18 protein-coding genes are annotated in these 20,766 nt (G+C 66.2%); 4 read left to right on the forward strand and 14 right to left on the reverse strand.

The window, feature by feature from the left end:
* Window positions 1-115: 115 nt before the first annotated feature.
* From I5G_RS04250 to I5G_RS20520, 6 genes are all read right to left on the reverse strand, one after another.
* On the reverse strand, window positions 116-550 hold the full coding sequence (locus tag I5G_RS04250) for a hypothetical protein (protein ID WP_022877953.1): 435 nt from the start codon (window positions 548-550) through the stop codon (window positions 116-118).
* A 185-nt stretch (window positions 551-735) separates the two neighbouring features.
* Entirely contained in the window at window positions 736-1,197 is a 462-nt protein-coding gene (locus I5G_RS23885) for a hypothetical protein (protein ID WP_022877954.1), read from the reverse strand.
* A gap of 15 nt (window positions 1,198-1,212) precedes the next feature.
* Complete coding sequence (locus I5G_RS04260) at window positions 1,213-1,875, reverse strand: hypothetical protein (RefSeq protein ID WP_148286397.1); 663 nt, start codon at window positions 1,873-1,875, stop codon at window positions 1,213-1,215.
* Between the two features lie 323 nt (window positions 1,876-2,198).
* A complete protein-coding gene (locus tag I5G_RS20515) occupies window positions 2,199-2,762 on the reverse strand; it encodes an RNA polymerase sigma factor (RefSeq protein ID WP_022877956.1) in 564 nt (187 codons plus the stop codon).
* Window positions 2,763-2,887: 125 nt separating this feature from the next.
* Window positions 2,888-3,184, reverse strand: coding sequence for a hypothetical protein (locus I5G_RS04270; RefSeq protein WP_022877957.1), 297 nt, complete (start codon window positions 3,182-3,184; stop codon window positions 2,888-2,890).
* A gap of 42 nt (window positions 3,185-3,226) precedes the next feature.
* Entirely contained in the window at window positions 3,227-4,603 is a 1,377-nt protein-coding gene (locus I5G_RS20520) for an FAD-binding oxidoreductase (RefSeq protein WP_022877958.1), read from the reverse strand.
* 141 nt (window positions 4,604-4,744) lie between these two features.
* On the opposite strand from I5G_RS20520, the gene I5G_RS04280 reads away from it, so the two are divergent.
* Entirely contained in the window at window positions 4,745-5,872 is a 1,128-nt protein-coding gene (locus tag I5G_RS04280; RefSeq protein WP_022877959.1) for a helix-turn-helix transcriptional regulator, read from the forward strand.
* Between the two features lie 28 nt (window positions 5,873-5,900).
* Here the strand turns inward: I5G_RS04280 and I5G_RS04285 are convergent, their stop codons facing one another.
* The 4 genes from I5G_RS04285 to I5G_RS04295 all read right to left on the reverse strand — a co-directional run bounded on the left by I5G_RS04285 (window position 5,901) and on the right by I5G_RS04295 (window position 10,283).
* Window positions 5,901-7,304: a lipopolysaccharide assembly protein LapB gene (locus I5G_RS04285; protein WP_022877960.1), complete on the reverse strand. Its 1,404-nt coding sequence runs from the start codon at window positions 7,302-7,304 to the stop codon at window positions 5,901-5,903.
* Window positions 7,301-8,527 carry an AAA family ATPase gene (locus I5G_RS04290; protein ID WP_022877961.1) on the reverse strand — a complete coding sequence of 409 codons (1,227 nt, stop codon included), beginning with the start codon at window positions 8,525-8,527 and terminating at the stop codon, window positions 7,301-7,303. The genes I5G_RS04285 and I5G_RS04290 overlap by 4 nt, the downstream gene beginning before the upstream one ends.
* A gap of 308 nt (window positions 8,528-8,835) precedes the next feature.
* The gene (locus I5G_RS25135) at window positions 8,836-9,030 is read right to left on the reverse strand and encodes a hypothetical protein (protein ID WP_148286398.1); all 195 of its coding nucleotides are present in this window, start codon (window positions 9,028-9,030) and stop codon (window positions 8,836-8,838) included.
* A gap of 272 nt (window positions 9,031-9,302) precedes the next feature.
* Window positions 9,303-10,283, reverse strand: a complete 981-nt coding sequence (locus tag I5G_RS04295) for a YafY family protein (protein ID WP_022877962.1) — start codon at window positions 10,281-10,283, stop codon at window positions 9,303-9,305.
* Window positions 10,284-10,379: 96 nt separating this feature from the next.
* Between I5G_RS04295 and I5G_RS04300 the strand changes: the two genes are divergently transcribed.
* Window positions 10,380-10,835, forward strand: coding sequence for a VOC family protein (locus tag I5G_RS04300; RefSeq protein ID WP_022877963.1), 456 nt, complete (start codon window positions 10,380-10,382; stop codon window positions 10,833-10,835).
* A 46-nt stretch (window positions 10,836-10,881) separates the two neighbouring features.
* Here I5G_RS04300 and I5G_RS04305 read toward each other — a convergent pair whose 3' ends face one another.
* From I5G_RS04305 to I5G_RS24435, 3 genes are all read right to left on the reverse strand, one after another.
* The gene (locus I5G_RS04305) at window positions 10,882-11,439 is read right to left on the reverse strand and encodes a dihydrofolate reductase family protein (protein WP_022877964.1); all 558 of its coding nucleotides are present in this window, start codon (window positions 11,437-11,439) and stop codon (window positions 10,882-10,884) included.
* 140 nt (window positions 11,440-11,579) lie between these two features.
* The gene (locus tag I5G_RS04310; RefSeq protein WP_239642488.1) at window positions 11,580-12,764 is read right to left on the reverse strand and encodes a DUF4041 domain-containing protein; all 1,185 of its coding nucleotides are present in this window, start codon (window positions 12,762-12,764) and stop codon (window positions 11,580-11,582) included.
* A gap of 143 nt (window positions 12,765-12,907) precedes the next feature.
* Window positions 12,908-14,173 carry a hypothetical protein gene (locus tag I5G_RS24435; protein ID WP_239642489.1) on the reverse strand — a complete coding sequence of 422 codons (1,266 nt, stop codon included), beginning with the start codon at window positions 14,171-14,173 and terminating at the stop codon, window positions 12,908-12,910.
* 366 nt (window positions 14,174-14,539) lie between these two features.
* Here I5G_RS24435 and I5G_RS04320 point away from each other — a divergent pair, with 366 nt between their 5' ends.
* Window positions 14,540-14,860, forward strand: coding sequence for a nucleotide pyrophosphohydrolase (locus I5G_RS04320; RefSeq protein ID WP_026095643.1), 321 nt, complete (start codon window positions 14,540-14,542; stop codon window positions 14,858-14,860).
* A complete protein-coding gene (locus I5G_RS04325; protein ID WP_022877968.1) occupies window positions 14,847-16,595 on the forward strand; it encodes a DUF2075 domain-containing protein in 1,749 nt (582 codons plus the stop codon). The genes I5G_RS04320 and I5G_RS04325 overlap by 14 nt, the downstream gene beginning before the upstream one ends.
* A gap of 94 nt (window positions 16,596-16,689) precedes the next feature.
* On the opposite strand, the gene I5G_RS04330 is transcribed toward I5G_RS04325, so the two are convergent.
* Window positions 16,690-20,754 (reverse strand): helix-turn-helix domain-containing protein, encoded by a 4,065-nt coding sequence (locus I5G_RS04330; protein WP_036326187.1) that lies wholly within the window; start codon window positions 20,752-20,754, stop codon window positions 16,690-16,692.
* Window positions 20,755-20,766 lie beyond the last annotated feature (12 nt).

A 20,766-nucleotide genomic window follows, 5' to 3' on the forward strand; every position in this document is an offset into this window, starting at 1 on the left:
CCGCAAGCAACAGAGGCAGGACGACCATCAATGACAGTGCCCCCTGCTTCCGACATGTCGTCATGCGTGTCCTGCCTCTGTCGTCATTGTGCTGAGCAAGCGAAGAAACGCCGGCTCAGTAGTGGAGATCGCCGCCCCAGGTGTTGTCGCACGCGCCGCTCGAGGGCTGCATGTGCGCCCGCATCGTGAATCGCGTGTTGACGACGTAGGCACCGGACGGGATGATCGTGCCCCACGGCGCAGCACCGGTCACCATGGTGGCCTGGTGCGTTCCCCCGGTCGCCGTGATCTTGGTTCCGACGGTGGTCTGCCAGCCACCCCACTGGCTGCCGGCTCCATTCGTGAGGTAGAGCTGGGTCGGTCCCGTGCTCGTCGTCCGGCGTTCGGTCGAGTAGTTGACCCACGACCCGGTGCAGTTGACCTCTCCGCTGACCGTCGTGGTCGCAGCGTTCGCCGGCAGGACGCTTCCCGCCACCAATGCCGCGGCCACAGCGCCGCTGGCCACGGACCGCCAGAGGAACGAACGATTCTTCTCACCTGTGCTGCGCATGATTACCCCCATCTACGTTGTCGGCGACGGCTCATGCCGGCGCTGGATCGTGTCCGCGTTCGAGAACCTGCGCGCCCACCGAACCCGTTGTCTGTGTTGTTTCCTGACGCCGCGAATCGGTTACACGGAGATAGGAAAGTGCCCTCCCTCACGGCCCGATCCCCCATACGGGCAGGGAGGGAACCTCAGCATCCGAGGCGCGAAATGGTGGCGGTCGTGTTCTTGTACGTGCCGGACGCGGTGGATGCCACGACCGTGCTGCCGTTGAATGCGTAGACGGTGCCCGCGGTGCGGGCATTGGCGAAGCTCCGGACCGGGCTTCCCAACGGAGCGACGGAGTTCGTCCCGGCGCAGTTCGTGAAGGCGATGCGTGCTCCCGACTGATACGTGCCGGAGTAGGCGCAGAAGCTCCCCGTGGCGCAGGACCCCACCGATCGCGCCGAGACACTTCCGCCGAACGTCAGAATGATCTCGCCGTTGTTCCAGCTGATCTCACCCGCCCCCGTCTGGGTACCGCCCGGGAATTCGGCCAGAACGTGGTCGACGCGGTCCTGCAGTCGATCGTCCGCGGCATGCGCCGCAGCGGGGGCGATGATGGACAGGGCGGCGATGGCGACCGCGGCGAGGATCGGCCGAATCGATTTCATTGGGGCTTCCTTCGACTACTCCCAGGCGATGTACTCGATGACCGCCGGAGCCTGGATATCCGTGCGCGAGGAGCCGATGTAGGTCACTTCGTAGGAGAGCACGCCCTCGCTCGCGCTGAGCACGAGCGTGTCCCGGTACTCGCCCGGGGAACGCGACTCGGTGCTGAACGCCACACCGGGTCGACCCAGCCGATCGGTCACCTTTCCCTCGACCTCGACATCTGGGAGGGTCGCCAGGAACGCGATGAGCGCGGCTTCTTCTTCGCTCGACAGGCGCCGCTCCGAGAGAAGCAACCGTATGGCGGAGAAGTACTCGCCGCTCGTTCGATGGGGAACGGTGCCACTCATCTCCAGGTACTCTCCGACCCGCGATGCGACCGTCGGCGGAGTACCGAACAGCGTCACGACGTCAGCCGGCGCCTGGACATCGGACCACAGCACGGTTCCGGGTGCCGGCGTGGGTTCTGAGACGGGTGAGCCGCCGGGCGTGTAGGGCGTCCCGGCCATGACCGTCACTCGCACGCTCCCGTCGGGGAGGTGTTCGATCCGGTGTTGCTCCGGGGCGATGAACTGAGGGGAGGAGCCCGTCTCAGGGTCGAAGGCCAACGCCCATGACTGGAATCGGATCGTCTCCCCTCCCCCGCCGCCGGCCGCGCGCAGCGCGTCGCTGATGTTCATCAGGTTTTCTCCCGCGGTCCCGGGGATGGGTTCGGGTGTGAGAAGTCGGGGGGTCGCGGCTACTGCCGACGACGGCTGGAGCAACGTGATCGAGCCCACGGCCCCGAGCACGATCACCAGCAGAACGGACGCGGCGGCGAGCCAGGCAGGTTGGCCGCGCCATGCCCGCCGACGGTGAGGGGCGAGGTCCCGTACGCCGTTCGTCTCCGATTCATCGGAGACGATTCGCTCGAGCACGGTTTGGGACGCGGCATCGAGCGTTTCGCCGCGTCGAGGCGTCCCGGGCCGCGCAGCGCGGAGACGGTCGCTGAGTTCGTCGTGATTCACCGCACGCCCCTCTCGGCATCGGCATCGGCATCGGCAGGAGAAGCAAGCAGCTGTCTCAGCCGCTCACGCGCCCGAAGCAATCGGACTTTCACGGCGGCCACGCTGCACCCGAGGACCTCCGCCATCTCTTCGCGAGAGAGTTCCTCCCAGTAGGCCATCCAGATCAGCTCACGGTCTTCGAGGCGCATCTTCGACACGACCTGACGCAGCATGATGGCGTCATCGTCGACCAGGGCCGGTTGTGGTGCGGACGTCTCTGCGACGAGTCGCTGATATCGCCGCGCCGCCCTGGACCTGCGTCGGTATTCGTTCCCCACGACGTTCCGCAGTGTCGCGTACAACCAGCGAAGCGTGAACACGGCCTCGTGCTCGGCGCGGTGACGCCATGCCGCGGTGAACACCTCGGCCGTCACGTTCTCGGCATCCCCGATGTCGTTCAGTCGGTTGAACGCGGCAGTCACGATCACCGCGTGATACTCGCGAAAGAGAACCTCGAACGAGCGCGCCACGGTCGTCGCATGCACGCGCGATGCGCGCGAGTTCGCGATGTCAGGGCCCACGTGCTCTCTGTTTCCGCCTCGAACCGATTGGTTACGCGGATCTTTTCACGTCGTCCTCCGCGCGGTCACCGCGCCTGGTGGCACGGCTCCGATCTCCGTGGCGAACGAGCCCGGATGCCACGGATTCAGCCGCCCAGCACGATGAACATGAGCACCCCGGCGACGGCGAGCGCCACGGCCGAGAGGACGAATGCCGTGACCCTCGTTGCCGTCGCGAGCCGCGGCATCCGCTGCGCGTCCCAGACGACCGCAAGGATCGCGAGGACGAGCACCACGCAGAGAGTGGTCAGGGTCGTGATGCTCGCGGCATCCACGAGATGTCCCGTGCCCCGCAGCGTCCCCATCGTCGACAAAGCCCCGGAGATCACGGCGATCCAGGCCGCGGCGAGGATCGGCAGCAGGAGCCAGACGCCAACGTTCACCAGCTTCCTCACAGCGCCCCCTCCTCGCGGACTCACACTCTGTCACGGCACAGGGTTCCCCGCCGCGAACACGTTCCGCGGATCCCAGTGCTCCTTCAGGGCGCGCAACCGGTCGAGAGCTGCGGCGAAGCCGGCGGCGCGGTCCATGCCGCCGTCGAGGAAGGTGAGCGCGAGCGCCTCGCCGGCCCACGGCTCGAACGCGTCGACGAAGGCGGCCACGGCTCCGTGCGCGGGCACCGCCGCCTCGGGGACGGGAACCACCGCGATCCCGTGCGCGATGTACTCGCCCGCGACGGCCGACACGGCCCCGCCGCCCGGCAGGGGCCGAGCGATCGCGCCACCGATGTGCCGCAGCTCGGCGACGAACAGCGTCATATCCGTGGATGCCGCGACGAACGCCGCGACCGCTTCGGCGGGCAGCGCGTCGAGGACGCGGTGGCGGGTCGCCGCGGGCGTCGGCTGCGGCGGATCCATGTGCATGTGCACGAGGGCGGCGGACGGGATGCGAGTGAACGTGTCGATCTCGGGGCCGAGGTCGCGCAGCGGCCGCAGCAGTTCGTCAGCACGCTCGTCGGACTCGAGCGCGGCCCCATCCACCACGACGACCGAGCGTCCCGACAGGAACGGCGGCAGCTCGGGCAGCGGCGGGAGGTGCAGCACCCGCAGCGACGAGGTGACGGATTCGGGTACGGATGCCGTCCACTCGGCCCACGTTCGACTGACGGCCGCGGTGTGCGTGGCATCCCACAGCAGCATTCCGGCGAACACGTCGGCGTAGGGCAGCAGCTCGATCTCGAGCGACACGACGATGCCGAAGGCGCCGGAGCCGCCGCGGACCGCCCAGAACAGGTCGGGGTTCTGGTGCGCGCTCGCGCGGACGAGCGAGCCGTCGGCGGTGACGATCTGCACGGATCGCACCGCGTTGACGGCCAGGCCGTGCGTGCGGGAGTAGAACGACACCCCGCCGTTGAGCGAGTAGCCCGCGACCGAGACGTCGCCGGCGCTGCCGTGCAGGGCGGTGAGCCCGTGCGGTGCGGCGGCGGCCAGGACGTCGTTCCAGTGCGAACCGCCGAGGACGATCGCCGCCTCCGCCTCGGGGTGCACGGTGACGCCGCGCAGGGCATCGAGACGCACGAGCACGGCATTCGCGAGGTCGGTGTCGGCGAGCGCCGCAGCGCCGTGCCCGGTGGACTGCGGAGCGACGCGCAGGCCCGCGGCCGTGGCCGCGCGGACGACGGCGACGACCTCTTCGGCGGACTCGGGCGTGACGACGGCGAACGGGCGCTGGTCGATGGCGACATTCCACGGCGTGCGGACGACGTCGTAGTCGGGGTCGCTCGCCAGGACGACGCGGGAACCGAGCGCATCGCGCAGTTTCGCGGCGCGCTCGTCGAGGGTGGATTCAGCGGTGGATGACATGGTGTGGACCGTTCTCTCGGGTGGGTGACGGCACGACTCTGCTCCTCTTCCGCGGTGGCATCCATCCCAGACGAGAGGGGATTTTCGTCCCCCCAGATTCCTGGGATGGTGGCGGCGCGGCGAGCGGAGCACACTGTTCGCATGGTCACCGCCCTGGCCGCCGGACGCGCGCGCAGCGACATCGATGTGCTGTCGCGCGCCGGTCTGCCGCTGGCGGAGTTCATGGCGGAGTCGGCGAGCGCCCTTCTGTCCGTGGTGCCGTACATCGCCGGGTGTTTCTCGAGCACCGATCCGGCGACGTCGATGATCGCGAGCACCCTCAAACTCGGCGATCTCGACGGCAAGAACTTCGCCGACGTCGCCTGGGCGCGCATCGAGTACGGCGGTCAGCCCGACCCGACGCGGTATGACGCGATCGCGTCCGCGGGACAGGTGGCCGTCGGCATCCACGAGGCCACCGACGGCGAGGTCGAGCGTCTGGAACGCATGGCCGACCTGGTGCTCCCGCGGTTCGGATACGTCGACGAGGCGCGCGTGGTGTTCGCGGATCGCGCGGGAGTGTGGGGAACGCTGTCGGTGCTCCGCGGCTCCGACGACGCGGCGTTCACGCCGCAGGAGCTCGCCTTCTTCGCCAGCGTCGCGCCGGCGCTGACGCGGGGGATCCGCACCGGACTCCTCACGCAGCTGGCCCACCGCCCGTCCGCGCCCGCGTCGGGTCCGGCGGTGATCATCATCGACGCGTCGGATCGCGTCGTGCAGTCGAGCCCCGGCGCGCAGGAGCGCCTCGCGCAGTTGGCGGTACCGGGCGCCGATCCCCTCACCTATATCCAGGCTCTCGTCAGCGGCGCACGCCGGTTCGCGTCGGGAGATCTCCCCCGGATGCCACGGATCCGCACGCGCACGAGCGACGGCGTGTGGCTGGTGCTGCACGCCGCGCCGCTCGGTGGTCTCGGCGACCGCGCCGGTGACGTCGTGGTCACGATCGAGGAGGCCCGGCCGCAGGAGGTCATCGACATCGTCGCCGCGGCCTTCGCGCTGACCGTCCGCGAGCACGAAGTCGTCGGAGCCGTCCTGCGCGGCGCCGACACGAAGGAGATCGCCGCGTCGATGCACGTGTCGCCGTACACCGTGCAGGACCACCTCAAGTCGATCTTCGAGAAGGCCGGCGTCACCAGCCGCCGCGAGCTCGTGGCGCGCGTCTACTTCGACCAGTACCTGCCCCGCGCCGGGTCGGACCTGGGAGCGGACGGGTGGTTCGCGGGGGTCTGAGTCGGATCAACGGGGATCCCCCCGCCCTCTACCCGCGCGGAACCGTCACCACGAACAGAACGATGGACGCGATCCCGAGCACCGTGCCGATCGCGCTCAGGATCTGCCCGTAGAGCGGGAGGCGGCGCGGAAGGCCGGCGTTCCGCAGATGCGCCCAGGCGGTGTTCGACAGCGCGAAGCCGAGAAGACCGAACATGGCGCCGAAGAGCGGAACGAACGAGATCACCGCACACACGAAGCCGATGATCCGCCCCGGACCCACCGCCCAGGGTTGGATCACGGGCTTTCCGTCGAGTCCGCGCGGCGCGGGTTCGTTCGTGAACGCGCGGAAGAGGTCTTCGCGGAACGTGAGAGGTCTCGGTTCTTCGCGGGGAACCGCACCCTTCCGCTTCGCGGGGTTCCTCCAGGCTTCCGGGAACGCGAAGATCGTCGCGGTCGCGAGAACGAACGCCGCGGCGATGACGGTGAACATCCGCGTCTCGCCGGAGAAGAACGTCGCGGCGAAGAGGATGACGAATGCGACCACCATCACCGCTGCGGCCCGCAGGTGTCGGACGCCTTCGCGGCGCACGAGCGAGAATAGCGCGCCGAGCGAGTATCGGAACCGCAGTCGGAAGAGCGCCACGGCGATCACCGCCGTGACGGGAAGCGCCAGTCCGAAGACGAAGGCCATCGGCGAGGGTGTGCCGTCGGCCGCAGGCCCGGGCGGTGACACCCGGAGCGCGATCATCATCCAGACCGCACTGACCAGGAGAAGGATGGCGACGCCGCGGCCGAACGCGGCGGAGATGTTCTGCGTGTGCACGGGGTTGGCGGGCTGCTCGCCCGTCAGTTCCGCGAACTGGTTCATTGCCCCGGCGAAGCGGAACCGACGTTCGAGGGCCACGCCGAGGTTCTGCCGGATCTGCGCGTCGTTCGGTTCGAGGGCCAGCGCCTGCCGTAGCGCTCCCTCGGCCTTCCGAGGGCGCCCCAGCAGCAGGTAGGCCGTCCCGAGAGCCTGATGGGCGCCCGCGACGTCCGGTGCGAGGTCGATGGCGGCTTGTCCGGCCGCGATGGCTCGCTTCTCCCCTTGGCGCCCGTTCGCGCGGGCCTCGGTGTAGGCGACGACGGCGTGGTTCTGCCAGTCGTTCGGCTCTTGCCGCAGCGCCTCGTTCGCGGCATCCAATCCCTGGCGGGGACGCCCGGTATCCCCCGCCACGTACGCCAGCAGGCGGAGTGCGGCGGTGAAGTCCGGCTCCTCCGCCACGACGGTGGACGCGTGGTCGAACGCGGCGTCGTGTTCGCCCATCCCGTAGAGAGCGTGCGCGAGAACGAATCGCGACACGTTGTCCTGCGGGTCGGTGCGCAACGCCCGCAGCGCAGCGTCCTGCGCCTCGCGCAACCGTCCGGCCCCGAGCAGGGCGCGCGCCTGCGCGGCATCCCCTCGGCTCACAGCCGCTTCACTTTCTTCAGGTAGGCCTTGAGTTCGTCGTACTGGCCGTCGGCGTTGCCGAAGAGCGCGACGTTGCGCGCGGAGGTGAGCCAGTCGCCGACGGAGGGCCGCACGTCGGCGATCGCCGTGAGGAGATCGTCCATCTGGATGAGCCGCGCCTCGCCCGAGCGGACGCTGTCGAGGAGCGCGGTCTCGGATGCCGTCTCGCAGATGTGCGCGATATCGGCGCCGCTGTATCCGTCGGTGCGCCGGGCGAGTTCAACGACGTCGACCGCCTCGATCGGCCGGTCGCGGAGGTGAGCGTGAAAGATCGCCGCCCGCGCCTCGCGATCGGGCGGCAGAACGAGGACCGTGCGGTCGAGACGTCCGGGTCGGCGGAGGGCGACGTCGACGTCCCACGGCTGGTTGGTCGCGGCGAGCACGTACACGCCCTCGTTGCCCGCCTGGGTCGCGACGCCGTCGAGTTCTTCGAGCAGCTGCGACACCACGCCGCGCATCGGCGACGAGCCGAGTCCGGTCCGGCGCTGACCGATGCCGTCGACCTCGTCGAGGAAGACGACGCACGGCGCGTTCCGGCGCGCGTCATCGAAGATCCGATGCAGGTTCTGCTCGCTCTCACCCAGGTACATGTTGAGCACGTCATTCAGCCGGATCGTCACGAACGATGCCCCCAGCTCGCCCGCCAGTGCCCGCGCGAGGTGCGTCTTTCCGCATCCCGGCGGCCCGTACAGCAGCAGTCCGCCGCGCAGGCGCTTGCCGTACAGCCGCCGCAGTTCGGGATTCTGGAGCGGAGCGAGGAACGACGCGGTCAGCCGCTCCTTGACCTGTTCCATCCCGCCGACGTCGGCGAGCGTGAGCCGCGGATGCTCCGGCTCCACCGCCGGCTCCTCGCTCGCCGTCGGCGTCGCCTCGACGAACGCCGGAGCCACGATGCCGTCCACGTCTTCCTCCGCCGCCGCCCAGTCATACGTCGGCGCGGTCGCCGGGTTGGCCTCGACCGCCGGTGTCGCCTCGACCACCGGCGTGTTCGAGAGAGCGGATGCCATGAGCTCCAGCGCACGAGCGTGGCCCGGATCCGCGGCGAGGAGCGTGCCGAGATGCACGATGGCCTCGGACGTACGTCGGTCGGCGATGAGCAGTTCCGCGACGTGCAGGCGCAGCACCCTGTCGTCGGGCGCCAGCTCGAGGGCACGGAGCAGCGCGGAAACCACGTCGTCGGTCACGCCGTCATCGTAGGGCTCGCGTGTGGCGCCGGTGTGTCGACGGTCGAACGACTCCGCGCTAGGCGGATCCGCCCGCACGCGCATACCCCCCCCCCCGGGCGCCAGAGCGAATGGTCTGTTACTCCGCAACGTGTCCCTGGCGACGAAGCGCCTGGTCTACTAGTTACCCGCGAGCGCTCCGGGCGAGGCGCACCTCCGGGCCGTCCGGGGAGAGCGGGGCTGCGTCACGCGCGCGGCTGGCTCACCGCACCCGGTCTGCACAGTCTCTGTGAAGGGCTGTTGCGCGTCCGCCATGCCCGTTCCGTCGGCTAGCTGGCAGACCCGGATTCTGAGTCTTCCTCAGCAGGTTCCCGCGGGCTGCCGCCCACGTACCCGACGAAGCGTGCGTCGGCGAGATTTTTCCCGATGTAGATCGGTTCTCCTCGGTGGGCTTCGACATCAAAATCGGGATGGATGCCGTTGAAGCCGCTGGCGGCTTCCTTGGCGTCATCCCTTTCGCCCATTCCCGCACCTCCCGGTTCGTACGCATTCGAGCCACATCCGACTGTCAGGGCAGGCTACCCCGCTCGAGGGAGGGCACAGCCCCACTCCCACCGGGCGCTCCCTTCGCCGGACCTGGGCCTCGAAGCGGAGCGCGTGTGGGCGATGACGCGGCACTGTCACCGCCCAGCGGAAGTCACGCCACTCGATCAACTAGAGCTCCAGCTTCACGTCGTCGAGAAGTCCTCGGCCCAGACCCTCGATCATCAGACGCACAACGAACATGTGTCGTCGACTAGGCCCGCCGCGAATGTCGCCGGGTGCCGCGTGACCTGGGAGAGGTCGCCCGCGCGAACCGCTCCGCCACCACCCCAAACGCCTCCGCCAGCTCCGGAGGCCCCACGACCTCCATCTCGGCCTCGAACCGCCCGAACGACGCGGCGAGCGCTCCCCACGACCACGACCCCGCTTCGAGCGTGCAGCTCCCCTCGTCGACCGCGGTGACGGTTCCGTCGCCGGCGAAGGGCCGCACGTCCTGCGCCGGGAGGTGGAGCAGCACCGTTCCGCGGCACGGCCAGGCGTTGGCATCCGCTCCCTTGAATCGGGCCGAGACGAACGCGTCGACGTCGCCACCGGGCACCGTGCGCGGAGTGAAGGGGGCGCCGTGCGGGATGCGCGGATGGATGCGATCGACCCGGTAGATCCGCCAGTCGTCGCGGTCGAGATCCCACGCGACGAGGTACCACCGGCCGTCCGAGACGGCGAGGTGGTGCGGCTCCGCTCGCCGCAGCGCGCCGCCGTAGTCGAACCGCAGCGTCACCCGGTCGCGGATCGCCTGCGCGAGCGTCACGAGGACGTCGAGAGAGATGGAGGTGGATGCCACCTCCCCCGGCCGCGCGACCGTGGTGACCTCGAGGGTGTCGAGGCGGTGCCGCAGACGTGAGGGCATGACCTGGCGCATCGTCGCGAGCGCGCGGATCGCCGCCTCACCGATGCCCGCGCCAAGAGCCGGGGCGGTGCGCAGCGCGACAGCCACGGCGAGCGCCTGGTCGTCGTCGAAGAGCAGCGGGGGCAGCTCGGTGCCGGAGTCGAGACGGTACCCGCCGTCCGGACCCATCGTGGCCTCGATGCGGTACCCCATCTCGCGGAGGCGATCTATATCGCGACGCACCGTGCGGTCGGTGATGCCGAGCCGCGAGGCGAGCAGCGACCCCGGCCAGTCGCGTCGCGTCTGCAGCAGCGACAGCAGGGTGAGCAGCCGCGATGTCGTCGTCATGGCATCCAGGGTATTTCCGGTCTAGGACAGAAACAGCCCTACATGGCTGTGAGGGTCGTGGCACGAGCCGATCCGGCCGAGACCCAAGGAGCAGACATGTCCGTGCAGACCACCCCTCACCTGAACTTCCGCGGCGACGCGCGCGCGGCGCTGGAGTTCTACCGATCCGTCTTCGGCGGGCACTCCGTCATCAACACTTACGCCGATTTCGGGATGCCGGCCGAGATCCCCGGCGCCGACAAGGTCGTGTTCGGCCTCGTCGCCGCCGCGAACGGGTTCCGCCTCATGGGGTACGACATCCCTGGCCAGACCGAGGGCAGCATCGCCGGCAGCGGCTCCACCCGCCGCGAGAACAACACGACGATCACCGACCAGGCGCTGTTCGTCTCGATCAGTTCGCCCACGCTCGACGAGCTGCAGGACTACTGGGATGCCCTGGCGGTGGATGCCACGATCGTCGAGCCCCTCGCGGCGTCGGCGTGGAGCGCCGGGTTCGGGATGCTGACCGACCGGTTCGGCGTGACGTGGAGTGCGTCGGTTGCCGCGGAGTGACCCGGGAGGCAGGGCCTCGCGCGACCAGGTCGCGTGGGGCCCTTCTCTACGAAGTCGGCCGGTACCGCTGCACCGTGACGCCCGAGCGGAACTCCCACCGCTCGATGAGCTCGAGCGTCAGCTCCACGCCGTTGAGCAGCCGCGGCCCGCGACCCGCGATCACCGGATGCACGACGAACGTGTACTCGTCGATGAGCCCCGCCGCAGCGAGCGCCACCGGCAGCCGCACACCACCGAGCGAGATCCCCCGCCCCGGCTGCTCCCTGAGCCGCCGCACCCCGTCGACGACATCGCCGTGGAGGAGTTCGGCGTTCCAGTCCACGGCGTCGAGGGCGGTGGATGCCACGACCTTCCGCATTGGATCCATCACCTCCGCGAAGGCGACCTCGCCGTCATCCATCCAGTCCGGCCACTGCCTGGACGGGGGTCGCCGCCACGCGCCCTCCATCAACTCATACGTGACGCGCCCGTACAGGAGGGTGTCGGAGCGGCGTAGCTCGTCGGTCCAGAACGCCATCGACTCGGAGTCCGGCGGCAAGCCCGCCTCATGATGGACGCAGCCGTCTAGGGAGACGTTGATGCCATAGCGGAGAGGTCGGGGCACTGCGGTCTCCTTGGAGCCGGGTGGCGGTGGGGTCAGGTTAGTGGCGCTGTCACCCGGCGTATAGCGAATCGCTCGTGAGCGCGCCCGGCTGCCCGTAGCGTGGGAGGGCACTCAGATGCCGACTGCGCGGAGACGTTCGATCACCTTAGCCCGGCTCCGCGGGTCCCCTCCGACGGCCAGAGCCCGACGGACTGTCTGAACTCGGTTGCCGCGCCGACTTCGTTGAACTCGAGGATGTTCCCGACCTTCTTTCGGAGCACATCGCGGACTTCCGCCGGCGTAGCGAAGAAGAACTCTTTCCTCGCATTGGCCCTGTTGAGCGCCCGGTTCGCAAAGTGGTGGTGCAACTCCGACTCAAGCGTCACGGCATCTTCCGAGAAGAAAAGTGCGTGAGTGTCGAAACGAAACGGCACGGAAGCCCCGCCGAGTTCGGCTATCCGATCGCGAGGTTCTAGACGGCGGGTCAGTCCAATCTTGACCACGTTCTCGCCGAACGCCCCCTGGTTTGAGATCACGTAGACATAACCGGCTCGGATGTTTGCCGTCCGGAAGTCGTTCTGCGCAATCGCGTCGTCGACTGCCGCCAGCCGGGAACGAAGTGCCTCATCGCTGTGCCCCTGCTCCTCCAGGGCGCGCAACGTGTTGACAAGGTGCTGACGTTCTTTGTCGAGCCGCGCCCGCTCCTCCGCCAGCTCCTTCTCGACTTTTCTCTCCTCTCGCAAACGTGCCCGCTCGTCGCGCTCGGCTTCCCGCTCCTCCTGCTTCTTCATCAGCCAGTCAGCAGTGAGTTCGATTTCCTCAATACGCAATGCATGAAACTCGTCGCTGATTCGCATCTCCATCAGCCTGCCGAGCTTCGCGATCGCGACCCTCGACGCTTCTAGCCGCCGCTTTGCGGTGACAACGTTTCCTACCCTGAGTGCCCGAATCGAGTTGTCGGCCTCTGCGTTGTAAGCGCGGAGCATCAGCTTTGCGAGATCATCTGTCATTCGACGACCCTGTGCCAGCGAGTTATTGAAGGTGAACAGTTCAGACTTGACGATCGCCCGACCTGCCCTGATGTTGTCAGCGATCCGCGACTCTATTGCAGAAAATGCGTCCTTGTACGCGGCGGCAGACTCGAGTGGATGGTGGTACCGATAGATGCCGACATCCTGCAGAACGCGCGCATCATTTAGCTCCACGTAGCCTGCAGTTTGCGCATCGTTGAGTTGCGCTCGGAGCGAGGCGTTCTCGGCCTCCAGGAGTGCCCTGCGATCGGACTCCAGAAGAGGCAAGCGTGCCGCCGGACCCCCGGCTAGATCTAGTGCATCCGTGGTCTCCACCGGGTGGTCACCTGGCAGCCAAAGCTGCCACCCGGCTGGGGGCGCGGGCCATGCGGGGTCGGGCGACCATCCGGCCGGGGGGACCCACCCTGTTGGGGGCTTGGGCCATCCGGGCGGCGGGTTAAATTGCATCGACGAAGCAGTCATCGTGCGCGACGCACACCTCCCGCCACGGCTGGGACCAAGCCGTGTGGGTTCTTGGAGACAGACGCACCGAGGTGTTCGAGCGTCGCGGAGGGCACTACGGCAGACAAGTCGAGTGCCTCAAATTCATCGCGGCGCACGGCAACCGCCACAAGCGGAACGTACGTGGGCTTTCCTGTCGCGGGGCTCACTGTTTCCGTACCCAACTCCAACGAGATGCTTAGCACGAGTCTGCGCCGATCCGCCTCGAAGACCTCATGAATGGATCGCAGCGCAATGTTGTGAACAGCGCGCGCGTAGCGATCCTTCGTCTCCTTCTGTGTTGCCGCAACGGGAGTTATTTCGTCAGTTGTCTTCGTGTACCGGTATGCCTTGACCGTCGGTACAGCATCCGGTCCCGGCATGACAACCCGCAGACTCAGCTCGGCACTCGTGGGCTCGAAGGTCGCCGTGTGTGAAACAGGAAACCATTCGGGGTAAACCGAATTGGCCAGCACAATTCCGACGTACTCCTGGACCGCGTCAACGGTGCCGTACGCCAGTCCCGCGATCAGCTGGTCCAGCGACTCGTTCTGCTCAGTCACCAGCCGTTCGCGCTCGACCGATTCGGTCTGGTAGCGAGCAGTCGCCTGCGCGAGAGCCGCCTGACGTGCATCCTCCGCGGCGGCGTACGCCGCACTTTGCGCCGAACGGCGGGCCGGAAGCTCCTCAGTGGCCGTCTTCCATTCCGAGTAATCATGGGCGTACTGGCGTTCGACGGCGGCTAATGCATCCGCGGCCTTTTGCTTGCGCCCAAACATTCCGGTCACGGCCACCGGTTCGCGCTTGACTGGAAGCGGCGGATCCGGGATTGGAGCTGGGGCTGGGATAGGGACTCGTAGATCCTCACGCGGGAACGGTGGATGGTGTGCGACAGCGCGCAGCGATTCAAGGTCCACGAAATCATCTATCGCGAGTGTTGCGGACAGCAGCTGATCGAGGATCTGAAAGCGCTCCGTTGCCTCAGCGGTCAGTTCGTCGGCCTCCGCCAGCCGAGCTTCCGCATGCGCTTGGGCGGCCTCACGCTCGAGCCGCTTGCGATCTTGCTCCGATGCACGCGCAGCGGCCAGCGCCGCGCGCTCCGCAGCCCGCCGGGCCGCGTCGACCTGCTTGGAGTGTTGCCGCGCCGCTGCCTGCGCTCGTTGATCGGCCAGCTTCGCTTGATGCTGCAACTCCGCAAAGAATCCACGACGACGTGCCATTTCAGCCCCCAGGTAGACGAACATCGCCAGCATACGGTTGACGCGGGGCTCAATCGTCTGTTTCGTGATGCAGCCTCCGACAATGGGGGTCGGTGCGGCGCCCTTCTCAGGCCTCCGCAGTAGGTGGGTGAGTTCGTTCGCGCATGCCAGTATCGCGCCCCGGATCTCGTGTCGGTCGGACCAACTCCTCGCGCGGTCCGCCTTCGCTGTGCGGGAAGGGCCGCACCGACCGGAACCACTCTGCCGCTCAGCTGAGCAAATTGGTCGGCTACTCGGCTGGGAGGAGTGGCCTTTGGCCACCTCGGGCTTTGTCGGACATTCCGGTCGCCGGGTCCCCCTTCGACCAGCAGGTCGAGCCGAGTTCGGTCGACGGTGGGTTACGGTCGCTCCGTGACGAGTGAGCGTGTGCGAGAAGCATTGGCGGAGTTCGTGCGCGAGCGCGACTGGGCGCAGTTCCATACACCTGAGAATCTGGCGAAGAGCATCTCGATCGAGGCTGCTGAGCTTCTGGAGTGCTTCCAATGGAACGATGACGCGGATGAAGCGCGTGTTCGGGAGGAGTTGGCGGACATCGTCACCTACTGCATCCTTCTCTCAGAGAAGCTCAGCCTCAATCTCGACGAGATCGTTCTCGAGAAGCTCGCCCTAACGCGTGCCAAGTACCCGGTTGAGACCGCGAGAGGGCGGAGCACGAAGTATGACGCCCTTTGAGATCGAACGGCTCGACTTCACGGGTTCAGCGATCTCGACGTGGGCATCCGGTGACGAGCGCCGAACAAACTGGCCGGTCGTCTACGTTCTCGACAGCGCCGGTTCCGCCTCGCCCCCTTCCGTGTACGTCGGAGAGACGGTCAGCGCTGCATCCCGTATGCGTCAGCATCTCCAAAGCCCGTCGAAGGCAGGGTTCCGCCGCGTGCGCGTTGTCATCGACGAGACCTTTAACAAATCGGCGTGTCTCGACCTTGAATCCCACCTAATTCGTTGGCTCGCCGGTGATGGCCAGTTCACCGTCCTCAACGGCAACGAAGGGATTATCGACGCCCAGTACTACGCGCGCGATCAATACCGCGAGAGCTTCCGGAGCATATTCGAGCAGTTGAGGTCCGAGGGGGTTTTCCAGCGCAGCATCCCGGAGATCGAGAACACTGACCTCTTCAAGCTCTCGCCGTTCAAAGTTCTCACGAGAGAGCAGGCGATCGCCGTCGAGCAGATCGTCGAATCTCTGTTGGACGACCTCGCCAGCGGGGCGCGATCGAGCAGTGTGGTCGACGGCAATCCCGGAACAGGGAAAACCATCGTCGCGATCTACTTGGTCAAGCTACTGGCGGACATCCGGGACTATGAGGACAGCGATGAGATCGAGCCCGATTCACTCTTCTCCGAGTTCTTCGTCCCCGAGAATCGGGAGCTCTTGAAGTCGGTTCGCATTGGTCTCGTTGTCCCTCAGCAGTCGCTTCGCGAATCGATCAAGAAAGTCTTCAAGAAGACGCCCAGAGTCAGCGAGGATCAAGTTCTGAGTCCCTTCGATGTGGGCAAGTCACAAGAACCCTTCGACCTGCTCATCGTCGATGAGACGCATCGACTCAATCGGCGAGCGAACCAGTCTTCCGGGGTGCGGAACCGAGACTTCGCCGAGATCAACCGCCGGCTCTTCGGAGCTGATGACGTGAGCAAGACTCAGCTTGATTGGATCCGAGCCCGGAGTAGTCATCAGATCCTTCTCATTGACGAGCGGCAGGCCGTGCGGCCCGCCGACCTGTCACGAGAGTTGCTCTCGGCCGAGATCGCAGAAGCGCGGCGGAACCATCGACACTTCCCCCTCGCGAGACAGATGCGGGTTCGTGCGGACGCCGACTACATCGGGTTCATCCGCCAGATGCTCGGAGGCGAGGCCCGAGCAGGAGCCCGCCCGGACTTCGGTGAGTACGACCTGCGGTTTTTCACGAGCGTCGTTGAGATGCAGGACGCTATCCGGCAGCGCGAGCGCGAGGCAGGTTTGTCGCGATTGGTGGCGGGGTACGCCTGGGATTGGAAGACGCGTGGCAACAAGCCGGGGTATGACTTCGAGATCGAGGGCGCCCAGTTCACGTGGAACCGCACAGACAAGGATTGGATCCACTCCCCGGGCTCGACGAGCGAAATAGGGTCGATCCATACCCTTCAGGGCTACGACCTCAACTACGCGGGCGTCATAATCGGGGACGACCTGGGATATGACGCCAGCACCCGCCGTGTGACGGTGAACCGCGAGGCGTATCGCGACAGGAAGGGAAAAGAGAATCTCCGGAAGCTCAAGAGGAACACCACCGACGAGGATCTCCTGGAGCTAATTCAGAACATCTACGGAGTGCTCCTCACGCGCGGAGTCTTGGGGACATACATCTACGTCTGCGATCCAGCCCTTCGCGAGTACATTGAGTCGGCGCTGAGCCCGTCTTACCCGTAGCACGCCCCCCCCCCCCCCCCCCCCGTGATGTTGGTAGGGCTCTGCTGACGTCGGCGTGAGGATGGCTGTTGGGTAAGCGCTCGGCCAGCCTGCGTCACCAGCGACGTGGGCTCCGGAGGCTGGCATCGTCCTGGCGCTCGGAAGCGATTCGAGCGGAAGCACGATCTGCAACCTCGTTGTAGAACCGGCGTACCGCTGAAGTCGGGTCAAACTGAAGCGCAAGGCGCTCTGCGCCGATTCTGAGTGCGACATCCTCAGGATCGTCCGCGCCGATGGCCCGCGAGTGGCTTCCGTACTCGGCTGAGCCGTGGAGACCCCGGATCACATCGCGCTCGAGCGATTCTGGCATCGACGATGCGGCCTCAATCGCTCGCGCAACGAATTGCGGGGCCCGCAGAACGAAGTCACGAGGCGCGCCATACAAGACAGCTCGTACCAAACCGACTTGATCTGGTTGCTGGGTCTGGATCAGAGAGAGCAGCACGGCCAGAACGTCCTCCTCGTATCCAATGAACATTCGCTGAAGGACGTCGAGGCCGTCGTGCCCTTGACGATGCGGCGCATCTTGCAGGAGCCAGTCGATGTGGTTCCGGATCAATCCCGGCAGGGCAGGGCTCACTCGGAAACTGAACGGCATTGACTCGAGGTACGGCAACGCGTCGTAATCGTCGGGTCCATCGTTCTGGCGATCGATCCGGCGTTGCAAAAAGCCAAGCGCTGCATACGAATCGATCGCGATCTGCCGTGTGATCAACTCACCGAAGCCATAAGCGTCGAGGGTGGGCGTCTGGACGAATCGATCCATGAAGAGCGCGCGCTCATCTGCAGACAGGGATGCCCATGGAACTGTCGCGCTTTCGGTTAGGACGCTCGCAGCGGCCTCGGCAACCGCCGAGTTCGTTTCAATTGGAGCTGCGTGCAGAATCGCGAGCACGAGTGCGGGGTCAAGTTCTTCACGCCAGCGAGCCGTCGTGAGCAGCGATGAGTAGACGGCGGGGTGTTTCGTTGTCAGCAGTGCGTCCACGACACGGGTCTGGCCAAGGGTGAGCGGGCCTCTAGCTCCCCCCACAGCTGAGGCGACCATCGCAGCGGGATGCTCGCCTTGCGCGATCTTGTCTGTCGCGATTTCCTGGAGGTCCGAGTAGTCCGAGACGAAGCAAACGCGGAGGGCCTCTTCGACGATGCAATCGTCCGCAGGACTGGCTGGAGTGCGCGGCGCGAGCGCGGCGCGAGCGAGGTCGGAACTCGACAGGAATAGAAGCTGGAGCAACCGCCGCGGCGGGGTGAATCGCTCTCTTTCATTCAGCGCATCGTCTATAGCATCGCGAATGCGGGTGAGGATCTGCTCCGGCGAAAGGGCTGAGTTCCATCGAAGGGACAGATCTTGCATTGCCTCCTCGAGCTGTGCGGCGGACCGATGATAACGAGCTACGGCAGGCGACTCGTTCCCCTCGCCGCCCCCTTCAACGGCTTGGACCTCATCCACATAATCCTCGTCCGCGTGAAAGCCACCGCGCGTCACGCGTGCGAGCAGGAGGTCGTCGTCCGCAGCCAGTTTCAGGCGTGCAGCGCGTGCGGCAGACCGCCGGGGGCCTGCGCCGTAGGCGGCATGCCAGCCAAGTGCGCGATAGGCCGCAAGCCGAATCCCGGCGGGACGCGACGCGTCCGACAGCACCGAGCCCAATCCGGCAACGACGGTCGTGAACTCCTCCGTCACATCATCAGAGCGGTGGTTCGACATCAAGGCCTTTTCAAGCACCTTGGTCGCGGCGTACGCCGACCTGTCGTTGCGCTCGAGTGTGTCGATCGCGATGGTGATTGCGGCCGATCGCACATCGGAAACGACTTCAAGGTCAATGTCATGCCGGGCGATGGACAAATCCCATCCGCGAGATTCCGTGACGACCACGTCGTGCGCCATGATCTCACCCAGGAGTGACACGAGCTGGCTGGCACACGAATCGAGCTCCGGTTCGGCGAGCAGTCTGGCCACAGTCTCGACATAGATGCGGTTGAAGCGCAATGTGCGGCGGGGGTGGAACTGACCCAACTCGCGAAGCAACCTCATCGCGTGTTCCGGATTCTGGTTCTCGCTGCGCGTATCGGGGAGACCGATTTGGACGAGCATTCTCATCGACCGAGGGAGGTGATCGACGTCACTTCCCGCATTCGCGATCAGGGATCCCAGCGCGCGCGCGACCTCGACGGTGTTGATTGCACGCGGAGGTCCCCATATCTCACTAAAGGGATCCTCTTCGTCAGGGGCGGGATCCGCGAGAAGCAACTCTGCCAGATCGAGGGCGCGTCCGGGGTAAATGGCGGCCACCGAAGCAACCCTCTTCGAAAGGGAAATGCGCGCAGAGTTAGGGAGCGTGAGGGCGTGTTCAGTCAGCGCCGACCAGAGTGTGTCTGCCAGCTCGGACGGTCCCTGCGCGCGTCTTTGCCAATCGATCACGCTTACGTTTCGAAGTGCGTGCGAGAGGGCGATACCTCGTGCCTCGTCGGCTATTCGAATCGCGAAGCGCTTGTCTAGGCCCGACTTCGATACAAGCGCCCGCTCCAAGATCGCGTCGCCCAGGAGGTCGGGGACGACCCGAACAGTCTGACCTCGTCGCAGAACCAGACCGAGATCATCGAGTTCATCTACGACGTCCACGACCCTCGCCTCATCGATGTTGCTCAGGCCGGCGAGGACTTCGAGAAACTCCGGGTTCTTGAGGTCCGCCGGTTGAACGGCTGCAATGGCCTGCAGTACAGCGCTGCGTGCATCAGCGTTCGATCCACGGATCACGATGTCGGTGAACCGCGTGAGGATTTGCCGGCGCAGTTCGTTCTGCGTCACAAGGTCTTTGTCAGTCAGAACCCCCTCCCGGATCAGGTGGGCGCCGAGGACGATCATGAATGGGCAGTCGTAGCCAACGCGTGCTAGGCCTTCCACTCGAGCATCGGAAGCGAGTTCGCCGAGCGCCTCCCGAGCGAGAGACTCGGCCGCATCGATCGAAAGGTCATCGAGTGTGATCGAGACTTTCGCGGCCTCAGGTTCCGAGACCTCAAGTGCGGCATGAAGCTGAGGAGCTGCGCGAGGTCGCGTCGACATCACCAAGGTGGCGTCCGGCCGCATGCGCCGTATCCCGAGTTCCAGAGCGCGCACGTCGAACTCAAGATCCATAGCGTCGTCGACCACGATGACTGGTGCGCCCTCCGGCAGAGCCTCGTATCCTTCAGGCGCGATAGAACCGCGCGATGCGAAGACCACGGCCCGTCCAATGTCGCTGTGCGCGAAGGCACGCAGGAGACGCGACTTACCTATCCCCCCGCGACCGATCAAGATGATCCGTTCCTCCAGCGCCGCGCTGAGATCGATTAGCCGGTGGAGTTCGTTCTCTCGGCCGACCAGTTCGAAGTTGCGATCAACACCAAGGCGCCCGGCGAGCGCAGAGTCGTACTCGTCGGGTGTCAGCCACGGACTGGGCTCGTGCACGCCGAGGAACGGCTCCCGCATTCCGCGAAAATATGTATCGACGAGGGCAAGAGCGTCGGCACGCGGCAGCTTACGGACGAGCGCGGACAGGTCCTCGCCGTCCCATAGTCTCCAACCGGCGTGATCCTGCATCTCTAATCGCGCCGCTGGTGTCGCGGTCTTGCGACTCAACGCAATGACGCCGGATGTGATCTTCGCTTCCGCCGTGACTTCGGCAACCGCCGCACGGATATCCTCCGGGCCGAACGTCTTGTGACGCTTGCACTGGACACCGATTCGCTCGCCCTCGCCGTCGATGAACACATCCACGCCGAACTGCTTGTGCCCAGTGGATCCGTTACGCGTCGCGCTCCGGCCGGGATATTTGCGAGCGCTCAAGTCCCGGATGAACGCCTCGAACGCCTCATCGGACAGATTTTCAAAGGGAAGGGTGAGAACTAGGTTGTGGGTCGCCTTGGCAGGATCCACTTCGTAGCTGCCTGCCTCGGTCACTTCGCCGATCGAGAGGCCAAGAACCGAACAGAGAGCAGGGAGCTGAGATTGTCGAGGTCGAGAGCGACCCCGCTCCCACGCACTCACCGTCTGCTGCCCAACCCCCATAGCGCGAGCGAGTCCGGCCTGGTCGTGACCCGCGGCAGTGCGGGAAACCCGGATGAGGGTGCCGAGAAGTGAGGTCACTCCCCCAATCTA

Origin of the sequence: Microbacterium sp. B19, from assembly GCF_000333395.1 — a bacterium.
Classification (GTDB): domain Bacteria; phylum Actinomycetota; class Actinomycetes; order Actinomycetales; family Microbacteriaceae; genus Microbacterium.

Bases quoted from the DNA above. Each gene is read 5' to 3' on its own strand.
- I5G_RS04250 (WP_022877953.1), bottom strand. From the start codon at position 550: ATGCGCAGCACAGGTGAGAAGAATCGTTCGTTCCTCTGGCGGTCCGTG.
- I5G_RS23885 (WP_022877954.1), bottom strand. From the start codon at position 1,197: ATGAAATCGATTCGGCCGATCCTCGCCGCGGTCGCCATCGCCGCCCTG.
- I5G_RS04260 (WP_148286397.1), bottom strand. From the start codon at position 1,875: ATGAACATCAGCGACGCGCTGCGCGCGGCCGGCGGCGGGGGAGGGGAG.
- I5G_RS20520 (WP_022877958.1), bottom strand. From the start codon at position 4,603: ATGTCATCCACCGCTGAATCCACCCTCGACGAGCGCGCCGCGAAACTG.
- I5G_RS04280 (WP_022877959.1), top strand. From the start codon at position 4,745: ATGGTCACCGCCCTGGCCGCCGGACGCGCGCGCAGCGACATCGATGTG.
- I5G_RS25135 (WP_148286398.1), bottom strand. From the start codon at position 9,030: ATGGGCGAAAGGGATGACGCCAAGGAAGCCGCCAGCGGCTTCAACGGC.
- I5G_RS04295 (WP_022877962.1), bottom strand. From the start codon at position 10,283: ATGACGACGACATCGCGGCTGCTCACCCTGCTGTCGCTGCTGCAGACG.
- I5G_RS04300 (WP_022877963.1), top strand. From the start codon at position 10,380: ATGTCCGTGCAGACCACCCCTCACCTGAACTTCCGCGGCGACGCGCGC.
- I5G_RS24435 (WP_239642489.1), bottom strand. From the start codon at position 14,173: ATGTTCGTCTACCTGGGGGCTGAAATGGCACGTCGTCGTGGATTCTTT.
- I5G_RS04325 (WP_022877968.1), top strand. From the start codon at position 14,847: ATGACGCCCTTTGAGATCGAACGGCTCGACTTCACGGGTTCAGCGATC.